Source organism: Nocardioides sp. CER19, assembly GCF_029846275.1.
In the GTDB taxonomy this organism is placed as follows: Bacteria; Actinomycetota; Actinomycetes; order Propionibacteriales; family Nocardioidaceae; genus Nocardioides.
The window spans coordinates 307,658-325,228 of the sequence record NZ_JARVWS010000003.1 but is presented as its reverse complement, the minus strand read 5'-3'; the positions used below and the strand labels follow the sequence as shown (position 1 = coordinate 325,228).

General features: G+C 73.1%; 12 protein-coding genes. 8 read left to right on the top strand and 4 right to left on the bottom strand.

Features of this window, described 5'->3' with window-relative positions; translation table 11 throughout:
• Nucleotides 1-61: 61 nt before the first annotated feature.
• The 6 genes from rimO to QDS12_RS17010 all read left to right on the top strand — a co-directional run bounded on the left by rimO (nt 62) and on the right by QDS12_RS17010 (nt 8,180).
• Nucleotides 62-1,459, top strand: coding sequence for a 30S ribosomal protein S12 methylthiotransferase RimO (gene rimO / locus QDS12_RS17035; protein WP_279881135.1), 1,398 nt, complete (start codon nt 62-64; stop codon nt 1,457-1,459).
• 11 nt (nt 1,460-1,470) lie between these two features.
• Nucleotides 1,471-2,076: a CDP-diacylglycerol--glycerol-3-phosphate 3-phosphatidyltransferase gene (gene pgsA, locus QDS12_RS17030; RefSeq protein WP_279881133.1), complete on the top strand. Its 606-nt coding sequence runs from the start codon at nt 1,471-1,473 to the stop codon at nt 2,074-2,076.
• A gap of 193 nt (nt 2,077-2,269) precedes the next feature.
• Nucleotides 2,270-4,270 carry a 5'-nucleotidase C-terminal domain-containing protein gene (locus tag QDS12_RS17025; protein ID WP_279881130.1) on the top strand — a complete coding sequence of 667 codons (2,001 nt, stop codon included), beginning with the start codon at nt 2,270-2,272 and terminating at the stop codon, nt 4,268-4,270.
• Between the two features lie 81 nt (nt 4,271-4,351).
• Nucleotides 4,352-7,243: an ExeM/NucH family extracellular endonuclease gene (locus tag QDS12_RS17020; protein ID WP_279881128.1), complete on the top strand. Its 2,892-nt coding sequence runs from the start codon at nt 4,352-4,354 to the stop codon at nt 7,241-7,243.
• Between the two features lie 64 nt (nt 7,244-7,307).
• Nucleotides 7,308-7,793: a CinA family protein gene (locus tag QDS12_RS17015; protein ID WP_279881127.1), complete on the top strand. Its 486-nt coding sequence runs from the start codon at nt 7,308-7,310 to the stop codon at nt 7,791-7,793.
• Nucleotides 7,794-7,877: 84 nt separating this feature from the next.
• A complete protein-coding gene (locus tag QDS12_RS17010) occupies nt 7,878-8,180 on the top strand; it encodes a helix-turn-helix transcriptional regulator (protein ID WP_279881124.1) in 303 nt (100 codons plus the stop codon).
• 8 nt (nt 8,181-8,188) lie between these two features.
• Here QDS12_RS17010 and QDS12_RS17005 read toward each other — a convergent pair whose 3' ends face one another.
• Nucleotides 8,189-8,944, bottom strand: coding sequence for a DNA-formamidopyrimidine glycosylase family protein (locus QDS12_RS17005; RefSeq protein ID WP_279881122.1), 756 nt, complete (start codon nt 8,942-8,944; stop codon nt 8,189-8,191).
• Nucleotides 8,931-13,505: an ATP-dependent helicase gene (locus tag QDS12_RS17000; protein ID WP_279881120.1), complete on the bottom strand. Its 4,575-nt coding sequence runs from the start codon at nt 13,503-13,505 to the stop codon at nt 8,931-8,933. The genes QDS12_RS17005 and QDS12_RS17000 overlap by 14 nt, the downstream gene beginning before the upstream one ends.
• 329 nt (nt 13,506-13,834) lie before the next feature.
• On the opposite strand from QDS12_RS17000, the gene QDS12_RS16995 reads away from it, so the two are divergent.
• A complete protein-coding gene (locus QDS12_RS16995) occupies nt 13,835-14,272 on the top strand; it encodes an HAD family acid phosphatase (protein WP_279881118.1) in 438 nt (145 codons plus the stop codon).
• On the opposite strand, the gene QDS12_RS16990 is transcribed toward QDS12_RS16995, so the two are convergent.
• Complete coding sequence (locus QDS12_RS16990; RefSeq protein WP_279881116.1) at nt 14,273-14,845, bottom strand: GNAT family protein; 573 nt, start codon at nt 14,843-14,845, stop codon at nt 14,273-14,275.
• A 46-nt stretch (nt 14,846-14,891) separates the two neighbouring features.
• Here QDS12_RS16990 and QDS12_RS16985 point away from each other — a divergent pair, with 46 nt between their 5' ends.
• Nucleotides 14,892-16,289 carry a PLP-dependent aminotransferase family protein gene (locus QDS12_RS16985; protein WP_279881114.1) on the top strand — a complete coding sequence of 466 codons (1,398 nt, stop codon included), beginning with the start codon at nt 14,892-14,894 and terminating at the stop codon, nt 16,287-16,289.
• On the opposite strand, the gene QDS12_RS16980 is transcribed toward QDS12_RS16985, so the two are convergent.
• A complete protein-coding gene (locus QDS12_RS16980; protein WP_279881112.1) occupies nt 16,237-17,508 on the bottom strand; it encodes an amino acid permease in 1,272 nt (423 codons plus the stop codon). The genes QDS12_RS16985 and QDS12_RS16980 overlap by 53 nt on opposite strands.
• Between the last annotated feature and the right edge of the window lie 63 nt (nt 17,509-17,571).

Below are 17,571 nucleotides of genomic sequence, written 5' to 3'. Positions count from 1 at the left end.
CGCCTGCGGGGCGTTGGGATGAACGTCCCGGCGGCCCGCACGGCTATCGTGAACCCCGATCATGACGACTGACACTCAGCACTCCGTGGACCTCTCCGTCGCCCTCGTGACCCTGGGCTGCACCCGCAACGAGGTGGACTCCGAGGAGCTGGCCGGTCGGCTTGCCGCCGGCGGCTTCCGGCTCGTGAGCGACCCGTCCGAGGCGGACACCGTCGTCGTCAACACGTGCGGATTCGTCGAGCAGGCCAAGAAGGACTCCGTCGACACGCTGCTCGAGGCGGCCGACCTGAAGGACTCCGGCAAGGCCCAGGCCGTCGTCGCCGTCGGCTGCATGGCCGAGCGCTACGGCAAGGAGCTCGCCGACAGCCTGCCCGAGGCCGACGCGGTGCTCGGCTTCGACGACTACCCCGACATCGCCGCCAAGCTGCGGGCGATCGTCAGCGGTGAGGCGCACCACCCGCACACGCCGCAGGACCGCCGCCTGCTGCTCCCGATCTCCCCGGCGGAGCGGGACGCCTCGGCCGTCTCGACGCCCGGTTTCGACGATCTCCGCGCCCGCCTCGACGACGGCCCGTGGGCGCCGCTCAAGCTGGCCAGCGGCTGCGACCGGCGCTGCACCTTCTGCGCGATCCCCAGCTTCCGCGGGTCCTTCGTCAGCCGCCGCCCGAGCGACGTCCTCCACGAGGCGCAGTGGCTCGCGCGGCAGGGTGTCAAGGAGCTCTTCCTGGTGAGCGAGAACTCGACGTCGTACGGCAAGGACCTCGGCGACCTGCGGCTGCTCGAGGCGCTGCTGCCCGAGCTCGCGGCCGTCGACGGCATCGAGCGGGTCCGCGTCTCCTACCTGCAGCCGGCCGAGACGCGCCCCGGGCTGGTCCAGGCCATCGCCTCCACGCCAGGCGTCGCGCCCTACTTCGACCTCTCCTTCCAGCACGCCAGCAACGCGGTGCTGCGGCGGATGAAACGGTTCGGCGACCCCGACAGCTTCCTCGGGCTCCTCGACACCGTGCGCTCGCTGGCACCGACCGCCGGCGTCCGCTCCAACGTCATCGTCGGCTTCCCGGGCGAGACCGAGCAGGACCTCGAGATCCTCTGCGACTTCCTCGTCGCGGCCCGGCTCGACGTCACCGGCGTGTTCGGCTACTCGGACGAGGACGGCACCGAGGCGGCCGCCTTCCCCGACGAGCTCAAGCTCGACGAGGACGAGGTCCGCGCCCGCTTCGAGCACGTCCAGGCGCTCGTCGAGGAGCTGAACGCGCAGCGAGCGGAGGAGCGCATCGGCGAGTACGTCGACGTGCTGGTCGAGACCGTCGACGAGGGGACGGTCGGCCGGGCGGCCCACCAGGGCCCCGAGGTCGACGGGACCACCCTGCTGCTGGAGTCGACCGCGACGGTCGGCGACATCGTCCGGGCCGAGGTCGTGGCGACCGACGGCGTCGACCTGGTCGCGAAGGCCGTGTGAGGACCGCACCGATGACCGAGACCCAGGCCAGCAACCTCAACGTTCCCAATGTCCTGACCACGCTCCGGATCGTCCTGGTGCCGTTCTTCGGCTGGGCCCTGCTGGCCCAGGGCGGCGAGGACGCCTGGCTGCGGCTGCTCGCGTGGTTCATCTTCTGCGTCGCCATGATCACCGACAAGATCGATGGCGACATCGCGCGCAAGCACAACCTGATCACGAACTTCGGCAAGATCGCCGACCCGATCGCCGACAAGGCGATGACCGGCATGGCGTTCATCGGCCTGTCGATCGTGGGCGACGTCTGGTGGTGGGTCACCATCGTCGTCCTCCTGCGCGAGTGGAGCGTGACGCTGCTGCGCCTGTCCATCCTGAGCAAGGTGGTCATGGCGGCCGATCAGCTCGGCAAGATCAAGACGACCGTCCAGGCCGTCGCCCTCGCCGGGCTGTGCCTCCCGCTGCGCGACCCCGACCTCGCCGACTGGTTCCACGTGCCGGGCGAGGTCCTGTTCTACGCCTTCCAGGCCTGCCTGGCGGTCGCCGTGGCGCTCACCCTCTGGTCGGGCTACGAGTTCTACGCGAATGTGTGGAAGCAGCGCCACGCGATCCGCTCCGCCTAGCTGCGCGTAGCCCGGGGGGCCCCGAGCCGGCATCGGCAAGACCTGCCGAGGGCCGACGCCGAATGTCGTCGGCACGTTAAAAGTTCGTTCACCTGGGGGATACGCAGCAGCGCCGAGCCGTCGTAGGGTCGCCCAGTCATACGAGGCTCGGGCGGGACGCACGAGCCTTCTTGCTCCATCCCTCGGAGGCGTCATGTCCCGTCGTACCCCCGCTCGCCTCGCAGCGAGCACCCTCGGTCTGGCCCTCGGCGCGGCCGGCCTGAGCATCGTCACCACGTCCGCCGCCGACGCCGCCGACCCGGTCGTCGTCAACCTGGTCGGCATCAACGACTTCCACGGTCGGATCAACGCCAACACCGTCAAGTGGGCGGGAACCGTGGAGCAGGTGAAGGCCCGCGGCACGGCGGCCGACACGCTGTTCGTCGGCGCCGGCGACCTGGTGGGCGCCTCCGAGTTCGCGTCGGCGACCGCCAACGACCAGCCGACCATCGACGTCCTCAACGAGCTCGGCCTGGACGCCTCCTCGGTCGGCAACCACGAGTTCGACAAGGGCTGGGCGGACCTGCGCGACCGCATCATCGCCGGCGGCTCCAACGCCAGCTGGGACTACCTCGGCGCCAACGTCTACGCCAAGGGCACCCAGAACCCGGTGCTCCCCGAGGCGTTCATCAAGGACGTCGGCGGCATCAAGGTCGGCGTCATCGGCGCCGTCACCGAGGAGACCAAGTCGCTGGTCAGCCCGGGCGGCATCGCCGACCTCGACTTCGGGCCGATCGTCCCGGCGATCAACCGGGTCGCCGACGAGCTGACCGACGGCAATCCGGCGAACGGCGAGGCCGACGTCCTCGTGGCGACGGTCCACGCGGGCGCGATCAAGGGCGCCGGGTCGTCGTACGAGGAGCAGGTGCTGCAGAACGGCGAGTTCCGGGACATGGCGCTCAACCTCTCCCCGAAGGTCGACGCCGTCTTCCAGGGCCACACGCACCAGGTCTACGCCTGGGACGCCCCGGTCACCGGGGGTGACCTGCCGACCCGGCCGCTGCTCCAGACCGGCAACTACGGCGACAACGTCGGCAACATCCAGCTGACGGTCGACCCGGCCACGAAGCACGTCCTCTCCTACACCAAGCAGAACGTCGCCCGGGTGACCACGCCCGACGCCGACCTGATCGCCAAGTACCCGGTGCTCAGCCAGGTCAAGACGACCGTCGACGCCGCGCTCGCGAACGCGGCCGCCATCGGCAACCAGCCGGTGGGCTCGGTCACGGGCGACATCACGACGGCGCTGCCGAACCCGTCCCAGCCGCCCGCGGCCGGCGGCACCGGCAACCGCGACGACCGCGGCAGCGAGTCGACGCTCGGTGACCTCGTCGGCAACGCGCTCCGCGACGGCATCCCGTCCGACATCGGCAAGGCCGACCTCGGCATCGTCAACCCCGGCGGCCTGCGCGCGGAGCTCCTCTACGCCGGCGACACGTCGACGAACCCCGCGAACACCGACGGCGTCGTGACCTACGCCGAGGCCAACAACGTGCTGCCGTTCGTCAACAACATCTGGCTCGTCGACCTCAAGGGCTCCTCGCTGAAGAAGGTGCTCGAGCAGCAGTGGCAGCCCGCCGGCTCGTCGCGTCCGTTCCTGGCGCTCGGGCTCTCGGACAACGTCCAGGTCACCTACGACCCCAACGCGTCGGCCGGGTCGCACATCACGTCGGTCACGATCAACGGCCAGCCGCTCGACCCCGACGCGACCTACACGGTCTCGACGTTCAGCTTCCTCGGCACCGGCGGCGACAACTTCGGCGCGTTCACGGAGGGCACCCCGCACGACACCGGCCTCGTCGACCGTGACCTGTGGATCTCCTACCTGCAGAGCCACCCGCACCTGGCGCCCGACTTCGCCCGCCAGCAGGTGGCGGCCACGGGCCTGCCCGCAGCGGTCGGCGCCAAGCAGCACTACGAGTTCACGCTCAGCAAGCTCGACCTGACGTCGGCCGGTAGCCCGGCCAACACCACGCTGGCCATCACGGCCGACCGCGGGCACGGCTCGCTGGTGAAGGTCGGCACCGCGACGGTGTCGGGTGGCGCGGCCAGCGTGTCCTTCGACCTCCCGGCCCAGGTCAAGGACGGCGTGCTCACGCTCGTCGCGCAGCCCAGCGGTACGACCGTCACGATCCCGGTCGCCAGCAAGAAGTAGCACCAGGACCACCTTCGTCGGGGCCGGCAGCGGCCCCGACGAAGGCCGACCACGACCACTACGTCAAACCTCGGAGAACCCATGTCGTCCTCACGCCGCGTCGGCATCGCCGCCGCGCTCGGCGGCCTCGCCGTCACCGCCCTCACCCCCCTCCTCGTCTCCTCGCCCGCGCACGCCAACCCGGGCGGCACCGGGCTCGTCATCAGCGAGGTCTACGGCGCGGGCGGCAACAACGGCGCCGTCTACAACGCCGACTTCGTCGAGCTCTACAACCCGACCGCCTCGGCGCTGTCCCTCAGCGGACTCGCGGTCCACTACCGGTCGGCCAGCGGCGGCTCGGGCGGATCGCCGTTCGCGCTCTCGGGCTCGGTGCCCGCCCACGGGCACTGGCTGATCCAGATGAGCGGCGCGGGCAGCAACGGCGCGGCGCTGCCCACGCCCGACGCGACCGCCGGCTTCAACATGGCGGCGGCCGGTGGCCAGGTGGCGCTGCAGCAGGGCACCGCGGTCATCGCGACGTCCGGCGACGTCAGCACGACGACCGGGCTCGTCGACTTCGTGGGCGCGACCGGCGCGAGCAGCTTCGAGAAGGCCGCCACCAAGTCGGCGGCCACCGCCACCCAGTCGCTCAACCGCACGGCCGGCGGGATCGACACCAACGACAACTCCGCCGACTTCGCTCTTGCTGCGCCGACGCCGACCAACAGCGGAACGCCGGGCGGTGGAGGGGACGAGCCGCCGCCGACCGCTCCGATCGACGCCACGATCGCCCAGATCGAGGGGACCACCGACACCTCGCCGTACGCCGGCGCCGCGGGCGCGCTCGGCACCCAGAACCTCACCACCCAGGGTGTCGTGACGGCCACCTACACCGGCTCGGGCTCCTTCAACGGCTTCTACCTCCAGACGCCGGGGACGCCCGACACGCCCGGTGCCTCCGACGGCATCTTCGTCTTCGGCTCGCAGGCCGCGGCCCTCGTGCACCGAGGCGACAGCGTGCGGATCACCGGCCGGGTCCAGGAGTTCAACGGCCTGACCGAGTTCTCCGTCAACACGCCGGTGACCGACAACCTCGCGGTGCTGCCGACATCGCTCGGCGAGGTCACGCCGCTTGCGGTGAGCGACTGGTCTGCGCTCGACACCGACGCCGAGAAGGAGGCCCACGAGAGCGAGGTCGTCGACCCGACCGCGCTGAAGTTCACCGTGTCCGACAACTACGACACCAACGTCTCGGGCACCTTCGGTCTCGCCGTCGGCGACCACCCCCTCGTCACGCCGACCGAGGTGGCCGATGCGCAGGACGCCGCCGCGATCGCCGCGGCCAAGGCGGACAACGCGGCGCGGGCGATCGCCCTCGACGACGGCTACTCCGGTGACTTCTTCACCAACACGACCGGCAAGAACACGCCGATGCCGTGGCTGACGCTCGACCACTCCGTGCGGGTCGGCGCCTCCGCCACCTTCCACCAGCCGGTGATCCTCGACTTCCGGAAGAAGGAGACCAGCGGCACGGTCTCCGGGGACCCCGCGCAGTGGACCCTCGAGCCGCTCGCCCAGGTGACCGGCACGGGCGACGACGTGGTGTCGTTCTCCGACACGCGGGCCGACAACCTGGCCCCGAAGCAGGTCGGCGGAGACATCAGGATCGCCACCTTCAACGTGCTCAACTACTTCCCGACCACCGGTGACGAGTTCGTCAACCAGCTGGGCGGCAAGTGCACGTTCTACACCGACCGGGCCGGCAACAACATCGCCACCAACCAGTGCGGCTACGCGTCCACCGGCGCCGGCGACGGCCCGCGCGGCGCGGCCGACGCCGCGAACCTCAAGCGCCAGCAGGACAAGATCGTGCACGCGATCAACACCCTCGGCGCGAGCATCGTCTCCCTCGAGGAGATCGAGAACTCGGTGAAGTTCGGCAAGGACCGCGACTACGCGCTCTCCACCCTGGTCGACGCGCTCAACGCCGAGGCCGGCTCGCAGGTGTGGGCCTTCGCGCCGTCGCCCGCAGCGGCCGACCTGCCGTCGCTGGCCGAGCAGGACGTCATCCGGACCGCGTTCATCTACAAGCCCGCCGCGGTGACGCTGGTCGGTGCCTCGCACGTCCTCGTCGGCTCCCAGCCGTTCGCCTCCGCCCGCGAGCCCCTCGCGCAGGGCTTCAAGCGTGCCGGCGCTCCCGACAGCGACGCCTTCGCGGTCATCGTCAACCACTTCAAGTCGAAGGGCTCCGGCGTCGACGACGGCACCGGCCAGGGCAACTCCAACCCCGACCGCGTCGACCAGGCCAACGCCCTGGTCGGCTTCGCGAACGGCGTCGCCGGCGACCTCCACACCGACAAGGTGTTCCTGACCGGCGACTTCAACGCCTACTCGCAGGAGGACCCGATCCAGGTCCTCGAGGGGGCCGGCTACACCGAGCTCAACGGCGCCTTCAACGGCGGAGAGTCGACGTACTCCTTCGACGGCATGGACGGCTCTCTCGACCACGTCTTCGCCAGCCCGGCCGCCAAGGCCTGGGTCACGGGCGTCGACGTGTGGCAGATCAACGCCCAGGAGTCGGTGGCCTACGAGTACAGCCGCTACAACTACAACGCCACGCTGCTCTACGACGACAGCCCGTTCCGCGCCTCGGACCACGACCCCGAGGTGATCGGTGTCGACCTGCCGGAGATCTCCTACACGCCGACCGTCGACGCCGCGGACACCACCGTCGTCTTCAGCAAGGCCGCCGCGGAGGTCGCGATCACCGTGACGGCAGACGGCGTCGTGCCGACCGGCACCGTGTCGGTGCTCGACGGCGACCAGGTCGTCGGCACGGGCACGCTGGTCGACGGCCGGACGGTCGTCACGCTCGCGAAGAAGTCCTACAAGCGCGGCACCTACACCCTGACCGCCGCCTACTCGGGTGGCGGCCGGGTGCTCCCCGGCACGGACACCTTCACCCTGACGGTGACGAACCCGGCCGGTCAGTGATCTCGGGGCCCGGGCCGGTGGTGCCCGGCCCGGGCCCCTTCCAGCCGTCGCTAGCATCGGCGACGTGACAGACCTGGCGAAGCGCGTCCACCTGCTGCTCCGTGCCGAGGGCGGCACGGTCTCCACCGCCGAGTCGCTCACCGGTGGTCGGCTGGCGGTCCGCTTCACCGACGTGCCGGGGATCTCGGAGACGTTCCTCGGTGGCGCGGTCACCTACGCGACCCCGCTGAAGACCTCGATGCTGGGCGTCGACGAGGAGATCGTGGAGGAGCACGGGGTCGTCTCGGCCGAGTGCGCCGAGGCCATGGCCAGCGGCGTCCGGGCGATGACCGGGGCGACGTACGGACTGTCGACCACGGGGGTCGCCGGGCCGGACGCGCAAGAGGGCAAGCCGGCGGGCACGGTCTACGTCGGGATCGCCGGGCCGGGGTTCGTCACCTCCGAGCTCGTGGAGCTGGACGGGGACCGCACCGAGATCCAGGAGGCCTCCTGCGAGGCGGTCCTCGCCGCGCTGGAGGTGCGCCTGCGGGAACAGACTGCTCTCAGGTAGCGTTGGGGCAACGTCAGCGCAGGGTCACCCTGCGGTGGCAGCAGGACAAGGCCCGACGCGGCCCGATGTGAGGAGGCAGTCCGCATGGTGCTGTTCCGTCGACTTCTCGGCGACGTGCTCCGCGCGCAGCGGGTGGAGCGCGGCATGACGCTGCGCGAGGTCTCCGCGGAGGCTCGCGTCAGCCTCGGCTACATCTCCGAGATCGAGCGCGGTCAGAAGGAGGCCTCCTCCGAGCTGCTCGCCTCGCTGTGCGGCGCCCTCGACGTGCGCCTCTCCGACGTCCTGCGTCAGGTCTCCCACGCGGTCGCCGTCGAGGAGGCCGCCATCGCACCGACGCCCATCCCGGTGCGCGCCGCCGGCGCCGAGGTCGTCGCCTCCGCCGCCTGAGCTCCGCGTCACCGCGCAGGCTGGCAGTTGGGGCAGAAGTACGCCGGCCGCGGCCTGCCCTCGCGCCCGCCCATCTCGATGCGGCGGATCGGCGTCCCGCACCGCCGGCAGACCGCCCGCTCGCGGCCGTAGACCGCCAGCGGACCCGGTCGCTCCATCGCCTGCTGCAGCTTGAGCCTGGCCACCCGGACCGTTCGCACCAGGTCGGGCACGTCGCCGACCCGTGTCATCGGGTGGATGCCCATCGTGAAGCCGGTCTCGGCCGCCCAGATCGTGCCGAGGCCGGCCAGGCTGGTCTGGTCGCGCAGCGCGTCGAACACCGGCTCGTCGGGGTGGGTCAGCAGACGGCGCACGGCCTCGTCCTCGTCCCAGTCGGCGCCGAGGAGGTCGGGGCCGAGGTGCCCGACCGCCTCCTCCTCCCCGGCGCGGGGGAGCACCTCCACGATGCCGAGCAGGAACCCGACCGCCTGCGTCGCATCGGTCTCGAGGACCACGCGCGCCATGTGGGCCGGCTTCGGCCACCGCTGCCCGGGACGCAGGGTCGCCCACGACCCATCCATCTTCAGGTGCGTGTGCAGCGTCCAGTCGGCGCCGATGCGGGTCAGCAGGTGCTTGCCGCGGGTGACGGTCCCCGTGACCGGCTGCCCGGCCAGGTCGACGGTGGCGTAGCGGGGCACCCGTACGTCGGTGCGGGTGAGCACACCACCGGTCAGCGCCCGGTCGAGCCGGCGCGCCGTGCGGAGGACGGCGTCACCTTCGGGCATCGCTGATCCGCAGCCCCTTCGGTGTCGCGACGAAGCCGGCCGACTGCAGCGCGTGCCGCAGCGGCGTGTCCCCGGCGCCGAGCAGGCGGTCGCCGTCGGCACGCTCCACCGTCAGCCGGCCGAGCGCACCTCGGCGTACGGCCTCTGCGAGCGCCCCGGCGGCCGGGTCGAGCCGCTCGGGCTCCTCGCTCCAGGTGAGCAGGGTGCGCCCGCCGCGCTCGACGTAGAGCACCAGCTCGCCGTCGACGAGGACGACGAGGGCGCCGGCCTTGCGCCCGGGCCGGTGTCCCGCCGGGCCGGTCGTGCCTGCGCCGTCCTGAGCCTGTCGCGGGGTCGAGGCCGGCCACGGCAGCGCGGCGCCGTAGGGGTTGGCCGGGTCGGTCGCCGCCAACGCCACCGCCACCGGCTTGGCACCGTCGTCGGCGGGACGGCTGTAGGTGCGCAGCCGGTCGACGGATCCGGCAGTGCCGAACTGGGCGGCGCCCAGCCCCTCCACGAAGTAACCGCGCCGGGCTCGGCCGGAGTCCTCGAAGGCGCTCAGCACCTTGTAGACGGCCGCGAACCCGCCGGGGACCCGCTCGCTGACGACCGCGCCGCGCGTGACGACGCCGTGCCGCTCGAGCAGGCGCTCGGCCGCGGCATGGGCGCGCCGGGTCGGATCGGGATCGATCTCGGGCAGCAGCGCCCAGCGACCGGCCGTCTCGGGCGGCCCCGTCCGGGCCGGCATCCGGGCTCGACCACCGCTGAGCCGGGCACGCGGCGGCTGGCGGCGGGTCCGGTGCGCGGGGGTGCCCGAGCCGGTGAGCGCCCGCAGCGGAGCCAGCGTGTCGTTGCCGATCCGGCCGGTCCAGGCGAGGTGCCACAGCACTGCGCTGAGGCGAGCGTCATCCTGGGAGCCGACCGCGTCCGAGAGCTGCCGGAAGAACCATGCGCCACCGGGCGCGAGCGCCTGCAGGACTGCCTCGGCGAGCTCGGCGTCGCGGTGGTCGAGGCCGTCGAGCGGCTCCGGCTCGGGGAGGGTGAGCTCGGCGGTGTCGGCGGCGTGGAGCGAGACCCAGCCGTCGGCACCGGGTAGCGGACCGTGCCCCGCCCACAGCACCTCGCCGCTCGCGGTGAGCTCGTCGAGGTAGGAGGGCTCGTAGTCCACCACCCGTGCGGCCAGCACCAGCGGTTCCAATGCACTCGCCGGGACCGGGCAGCCGGCGAGCTGGTCGACGACGCCCAGGACGCCGTCGATGCCGCGCAGCCCCTTGGAGCTCGCCGACACCCGCTGCCACGCGGGTAGGAAGCGGCCGAGCGTCGCCGGTTCCACCGGCTCGATCTCGTGCCGCAGCCGGGCGAGCGAACGGCGGCGCAGCGTGCGCAGCACGTCGGCGTCGCACCACTCCTGGCCGCCGACCCCGGTCGACCCCATCGTGGCGGCCGGCCGGAACTCGCCGTCGAGCACACGGCCGCGCGCCTCGAGCCGCTGCAGCGTGTGACGCACGACGGCGACCCCGAGCCCGAGCCGGGCCGCCACCTCGTCGGCGGTGAACGGCCCGTGCGTCCGGGCGTAGCGCGACACGAGGTCACCGAGCGGGTCGTCGACCGGTTCGAGGAAAACCGCCGGCACGCCGGGCGGCACCGCCACGCCGAGGCCGTCACGCAGCCGGCCGACGTCCTCGACGACCGCCCAGCGCTCCTCGCCGGCCACCCGCACAGGCACGACGCGGCGGGCGGCGACGAGGTCGTCGATCCACGCGGCCGCCTCGGGGGCCGACCGGTCCCGCACCTCCTCGGTCGTCAGCGGGCCGAGCAGGCGGATGAGGTCGACCACGCCCTCGGCGCCCCGGGCCCGCCGGTCGGGCGCCAGGCGCTGCAGCTCGGCCTCGAGCTCGGCGAGCACGTCGGGGTCGAGCAGCTCGCGCAGCTCGGCCCGCCCGAGCAGCTCGGCGAGCAGACCCTGGTCGAGGGTGAGCGCGGCCGCCCGCCGCTCCGCGATCGGGGAGTCTCCCTCGTACATGAACTGGGCGACGTAGCCGAACAGCAGGGTTCGCGCGTAGGGCGACGGCGCGGTCGTGGCCACGTCGACGACCTGCACCTCGCGGCGCTCGACCCGGCGCAGCAGCGCGACGAGAGACGGCAGGTCGTAGACATCGCGCAGGCACTCACGGACCGCCTCGAGGACGATCGGGAAGGAGGGGTACTGCGCCGCCACCTCCAGCAGGGCCGCCGACCGCTGCCGCTGCTGCCACAGCGGGCTGCGCCGCCCCGGGTCGCGGCGGGGGAGCAGCAGGGCGCGTGCCGCGCACTCGCGGAACCGGCTGGCGAACAGCGCCGACCCGCCGACCTCGGTCGTGACGACGTCCTCGATCTCGGCCGGGTCGAACACGACGACGTCGGCTCCGGGCGGCTCCGCCTCGGTGTCCGGGATCCGGATGACGATGCCGTCGTCGGAGGCGACCGCCTGCCCGTCGACGCCGTAGCGCTCCCGCAGCCGGGCGTTGATCGCGAGCGCCCAGGGGGCGTGCACCGGGGTGCCGTAGGGGGAGTGGACGACCAGCCGCCAGTCGCCGAGCTCGTCGCGGAACCGCTCGACCAGCAGCGTCGTGTCGCTCGGGAGCACCCGCGTGGCCTCGCCCTGCTCGGTGAGGTAGGAGACCAGGTTGCCGGCGGCCCACTCGTCCAGGCCGCCCTCCCGGGCGCGCGCCTCGGCCCTCGCGGGCGGTAGCGCGGCCAGCTCGCGGGTGAACGCGCCGATCGCCTCGCCGAGCTCCGCCGGTCGGCCGAGGCTGTCGCCCTTCCAGAACGGCAGCCGCCCGGGGACGCCCGGTGCCGGCGTGACGAGCACCCGGTCGTGGGTGATGTCCTCGATGCGCCAGCTGGTGGCACCGAGCGCGAACACGTCGCCCACCCGTGACTCGTAGACCATCTCCTCGTCGAGCTCGCCCACCCGGCGACCCGGACCCTCACCGGCGGCGAGGTAGACGCCGAACAGGCCCCGGTCGGGGATCGTGCCGCCGCTGGTCACGGCGAGGCGTTGAGCACCGGGCCGGCCGGTCAGCGTGTCGGTGACCCGGTCCCAGACGATCCGCGGCCGCAGCTCGGCGAACTCGTCGCTGGGGTAGCGGCCCGCCAGCAGGTCGAGGGTCGCGTCGAAGGCGCTCCGTGGCAGCGACGAGTACGGCGCCGCGCGCCTGACCAGCTCGAACAGCTCCTCCGCGCGCCACTCGTCCATGGCCGTCGCGGCGACGATCTGCTGGGCGAGGACGTCCAGCGGGTTGGCCGGGACGCTCAGCGACTCGATCGCCCCGGTCCGCATCCGCTCGACGGCGACGGCCGTCTGGGCGAGATCGCCGCGATGCTTGGGGAACAGGATGCCGCGGGAGACCTCGCCGACCTGGTGTCCGGCCCGGCCGACGCGCTGCAGCGCGCTGGCCACGCTGGGCGGCGACTCGATCTGGACGACGAGGTCGACCGAACCCATGTCGATGCCCAGCTCGAGGCTGCTGGTCGCGACGACGGCCGGCAGCCGGCCGGCCTTGAGGTCGTCCTCGATGAGGGCCCGCTGCTCCTTGGACACCGACCCGTGGTGGGCCTTGGCGATGACGGCGCCGGCGCCGTGGCTCTGCCCCGACTGCGCCATCAGCTCGGCCGGGGGCGCGCCGTCGCGGTCGACGCCCGACGCGATCTCGTTGAGACGCGCGGTGAGCCGCTCGGCGAGCCGGCGGGAGTTGGCGAAGACGATGGTCGACCGGTGCCGGCCGATGAGGTCGGCGACGCGCTCCTCGACGTGGGGCCAGAGGGAGCTGCTCCGCTGCGGGTCGTCGGACTCCTCGTCGTAGTCCTCCGGGGCGGTCATGTCCTCGACCGGCACCACGACCTGGAGGTCCCAGCGCTTGTCGGCGGGCGGCGCGACGATCTCGACCGGACGGCTGCCGCCGAGGAAGCGGGCCACCTCCTCGAGCGGGCGCACGGTGGCTGACAGGCCGATCCGCTGGGCCGGCCGCTCGAGCAGGTCGTCGAGCCGCTCGAGGGTGAGGGCGAGGTGGGCGCCCCGCTTGGTGCCGGCGACGGCATGCACCTCGTCGAGGATGACCGTCTCGACACCGCGCAGCGACTCGCGGGCCCGGCTGGTCAGCATGAGGAACAGCGACTCGGGCGTGGTGATGAGGATGTCGGGCGGCGCAGTGGTGAGCCTGCGCCGCTCGTTGGCCGGCGTGTCGCCCGAGCGGACGCCGACGCGGACCTCCTGCGTCGAGACCCCGAGCCGCTCCGCGGTCTGGCGGATGCCGACCAGCGGGGTGCGCAGGTTGCGCTCGACGTCGACGGCCAGCGCCTTGAGCGGGCTGACGTAGAGCACGCGGGTCCGCTTCGCCTTCTCCGGCGGCGGCTCGGTCAAGAGCCGGTCGACGGCCCACATGAACGCGCTCAGCGTCTTGCCGGAGCCGGTCGGCGCCACGACGAGCGCGTGACGCCCCTTGCTGATCGCCTCCCACGCGCCCTGCTGGGCGGGCGTGGGCTCCGCGAACGCAGCCGAGAACCACACACGGGTGGGCTCACTGAAGCGCTGCAAGGGCATGCCGCCATCTTTGCGCACGGCACCGACAGCGGCCGGCGTACGGCTGCCGATCCCAGCGGCCCGAACTGCTCAGACCCGGTCGCCGCCGGCCGTACGTCTAGCCGCCACCCCTCACCGAGAGCAGACATGAACAACACGACCATGCCCGGGCGCGGTCGCATCGCGGCCCTCGTCCTCGCCGTCGGCGCGCTCGCGCCGCTGACGGTCGCCCTGCCCGCCTCCGCCTCCGCACCTGCGGGCGGGCACCTGGCGCACGCCCACCGGGGCCGGCACACGGGCTGCCGCCGAAGGCGGTGTGGCTCCGCGACGTCTCCCGCTCGTTGAGAGCCGTGCACCCCTACCTGGCCGCACGCGCACGTCAGGGCGGCCGCCTGGCCATCGTCCTCGGGATCGACAACGTCGCCCTGGCCACCCACTACGACTGGCCGAAGGGCGTCCGGCCGACGCTGTCGGTCGCCCGGCCGACGCTGTCGGTCGCCCGGCAGGCCCGCGCCCTCGGCATGGCCGTCTTCTTCGTGACCGGCCGCCCCAACAGGGAGGTCCGGCGGCTCGTCGGCCCGCTCCGGAGGGCCGGCTTCGAGTGGAACGGCCTCTGCGGACGCCCGCGAGGCGTGCGGGTCAGGGTCGCCAAGCAGCGGTGCCGCCAGGCGATCTCGGCACGCGGCTACACCGTCACCGCCAACATCTCCAGTCACCAGCTGGCGTTCTACGGTGGCTACTACGAGCGCGGCTTCATGCTCCCCAACTACGGCGGCCGGCTGACGTAGCTACCTCGGCCACTCCTCGGCCAGGAGGGCGTAGCCGTAGGCATCGACCCACTCGCCCGACCGGTGCAGGGACTCCCTGACCAGGTGCTGCTCGCGGCGCATGCCGAGCCGCTCCATCAGCCGCCACGACGGCTCGTTGTCGGCGAAGCACAGCGCGACGACCCGACGCAGCCCCAGCGGCCCGAAGCAGAGGTCGACGAGGGCGCGGACCGCCTCCGTCGCATAGCCGCGGCCGCCGTACGCCGGGTCGAGCGTCCATCCCAGCTCCGCCTGCGTCCCGCGGGCCCGCTCGGCGATCTCGTGTTGGGCGTAGGCGTCCTCGATCCTGATCATCGTGTCACCGACGACGGTGCCGTCCCGCTCCACCATGATCATCTGGTCGAGGTGACCGCGCTCGATGAAGGAGGCCCGGTGCTCGGCCAGCGTGCCGGGCGCGGCGGAGAGCCAACGGGTGACGGCCGGGTCCCGACGGTAGGCCCAGATCGCCTCCAGGTCCGGCTCCGTGCCGCGTCGCAGGGTGAGGCGGTCGGTGCGCAGCGGCCACTCGACGGCGCCCAGGGGATCGGTGGTCATGGGCACATCCTGCGCGATCGTCGGTGTTCTCGGGCAAGGTGTGCCCGTGGATCTCGTCCTCGACCTCAGCGATCGCGGCGACCGGGCCGGCGCGCTCTACCGCGCGCTGCGCGACGCGGTGCGTGACGGACGGCTGGCCCCTGGCGACCGGCTGCCGGCGAGTCGCGCGCTGGCCGGCGACCTGGGGATCTCTCGCACCACCGTGGCGACGGTCTACGAGCGGCTGGTCGCCGAGGGGTTCCTCGACGCCCGGGTCGGCGCCGGCACGTTCGTCAGCGCGGTCGCTGCGACGCCGTCGCGCTACGCGACGGGAGCGGTGCGGCCACGCCCCGGCTGGCGGTGGGCGCCGGTCCCCGTGAGCGGCGAGAGCGCGGTGCCGGTCTACGACTTCCGGGTGGGGATCCCGGACGCCTCGCTGTTCCCCTTCGACACATGGCGCCGCATCCTCGCCGCCGAGTCGCGGCTGCACGGACACCATCCCGGGGCCTACGGCGGCCCGGCCGGCCTGCCCCGGCTGCGCGAGGCGATCGCCCGGTCGGTCGCCTACGGGCGCGGCGTTCGTGCCGACCCCGACGAGGTGGTCGTGACCAGCGGCACCCAGCAGGCTCTCGACCTGGTCGCGCGGGTGCTCGTCGAGCCCGGTGACGTCGTCGCGGTCGAGGACCCCGGCTATGCCTCGGCGCGCGACCTGTTCGCCTCCCACGGTGCGAGGGTCGTGCCGGTCCGGGTGGACGGCGAAGGGCTCGTCGTCGACGAGCTGCCCGACGAGACCCGGCTGGTCTACACGACGCCGAGCCACCAGTTCCCGCTCGGCGTCGCGCTGAGCCTGGCCCGCCGCCGGCAGCTGCTCGCCTTCGCCGCCAGCCGTGACGCGGCGGTGGTCGAGGACGACTACGACAGCGAGTTCCGCTTCAGCCAGCGACCGCTCGAGCCGCTCCACGCGCTCGACGAGGGCGGCCGCGTGATCTACGTCGGCACGTTCTCGAAGTCGCTGCTGCCGAGCCTGCGCGCCGGCTACCTGGTGGCGCCGGCCAGCGTGATGGACGCGCTGCTGGCCGCGAAGCAGCTCACCGACGGGTTCGGCTCGACCCAGCCGCAGGCCGCGCTGGCGCGCTTCCTCGAGGAGGGGCTGCTGGCGCGGCACGTCCGCCGGGCCGCGAAGGTCTACGCCGAGCGTCGCGAGCTCGTCCTCGACGCGCTGGCCGGGATGCCGGTGGAGGTCGTCCCATCGGCCGCGGGGCTCCACCTCGCCGCGTTCGCCGAGGTCCCGTCCGGGCTCGCGGAGCGGGCGCTGGCCGCCGGCGTGGCCGTCGACACCATCGGTCAGCACCGGATCGGTGCCGGGCGCGACGGCGTGGTGCTCGGCTACGGCGCAGCGCTCACCGAGGCGATCAGGCCGGGACTGGCGCGACTGGCCCGGGCCGCGGGGTGGACCTCCGCCTGACGACCGTCCACACCAGCCCGCCGGCGGCGAACAGCAGCGGCCCGACGACGTGCGTCCCGGTCATCGCCAGGAGTGCGAGGGCGGCGACCAGCGACACCAGGGCGCACCACCAGGCCGGCGTACGGCGCGGGAGGAGGCGCAGCGCGGAGGCGGAGCCGACGACGTAGATGAAGGCGAACGTCCCGGTGGCGAGCAGGAGGGGCGCGTCCGTGGACAGGCCGAACACCGCCATCGTCGCGATCGTGCCGAACGCGGTCACGGCGATGACGGCCAGCGCCCGCCGCGGCACCTCGCCCGAGCCGCTCCCGGCGGCCAGGACGCGCGGCAGTCCGCCGTCGCGGGCGAGCGCCGCGCCCAGCCGCGAGCCGCCGGCGAAGTAGGCGTTGACCGCCCCGAGCGTGAGCAGCACCGCGACGACGGTCGTCACCGGACGGGCGCCGCCGCCGAAGCCGAGCACGAGCAGGTCGGACAGGGGAGCGGGACCCGTGTGCGGACCGAGGACCGCCACCGTGGCGAACGCGATCCCGAGGTAGAGCACGCCCACCACGACCAGCGCGATGGCCGTCGAGCGGCGGATGTCGCGGGCCGGGTCGGCGTACTCGGCGGACAGCGAGGTCAGGACCTCCCAGCCGGCGAACGCCCAGACCAGAAGCCCGGCGGCGCGGCCCACGGCCGTCCAGCCGTGCGGGGCGAACGGCGTCAGGTTGGCGGCGTGGGTGTGGGGGAGCGCGACGAGGACCGCCACGGCGAGCAGCAGCGCGATGGTCGCGGCGATGCCGAGCTGGACCCGACCCGAGATCCTGATGCCGAACCAGTTGAGCACCGTCACGAGGGCGACGATCCCGGTGGTGGTGGCGAGGCTGGCCGCGCGGCCACCGCCGACGGCGTCGGCCACGTAGGACCCGGCGAACCCGGCGGCCGCGGGAGCGCCGACGCCGATGGTCAGGTAGAACGCCCAGCCGACCATGGTGGAGACGTGCTCGCCGAAGGCGAGCCGGGCGTACGTCGACACGCCGCCCCCGTCGGGGTGGCGGGCGCCGAGCGCGGCGAAGGTGGCGGCGAGCGGCACCGAGAGCACGATGAGGGCGATCCACGCGACGAGCGAGGCGGGCCCGGCCTCGGAGGCCGCGAGGGCGGGGAGCGAGATGACGCCCGTGCCGAGCACGGCACCGAGCGTGAGAGCGGCGCCCTGGGCGACGGAGAGGCCGGTGCGAGTCACGATCGGAGACTATGGGTCGGCGGCGGTCTGCCGCGTGGCCAATATCGGCCCGTTCGGATGGAC

What these genes read in the sequence shown, in the direction of transcription:
- QDS12_RS17025 (WP_279881130.1), top strand. Translation starts at nt 2,270, where the DNA reads ATGTCCCGTCGTACCCCCGCTCGCCTCGCAGCGAGCACCCTCGGTCTG.
- QDS12_RS17010 (WP_279881124.1), top strand. Translation starts at nt 7,878, where the DNA reads ATGGTGCTGTTCCGTCGACTTCTCGGCGACGTGCTCCGCGCGCAGCGG.
- QDS12_RS16990 (WP_279881116.1), bottom strand. Translation starts at nt 14,845, where the DNA reads ATGACCACCGATCCCCTGGGCGCCGTCGAGTGGCCGCTGCGCACCGAC.
- pgsA (WP_279881133.1), top strand. Translation starts at nt 1,471, where the DNA reads ATGACCGAGACCCAGGCCAGCAACCTCAACGTTCCCAATGTCCTGACC.
- rimO (WP_279881135.1), top strand. Translation starts at nt 62, where the DNA reads ATGACGACTGACACTCAGCACTCCGTGGACCTCTCCGTCGCCCTCGTG.
- QDS12_RS17000 (WP_279881120.1), bottom strand. Translation starts at nt 13,505, where the DNA reads ATGCCCTTGCAGCGCTTCAGTGAGCCCACCCGTGTGTGGTTCTCGGCT.
- QDS12_RS17005 (WP_279881122.1), bottom strand. Translation starts at nt 8,944, where the DNA reads ATGCCCGAAGGTGACGCCGTCCTCCGCACGGCGCGCCGGCTCGACCGG.
- QDS12_RS17020 (WP_279881128.1), top strand. Translation starts at nt 4,352, where the DNA reads ATGTCGTCCTCACGCCGCGTCGGCATCGCCGCCGCGCTCGGCGGCCTC.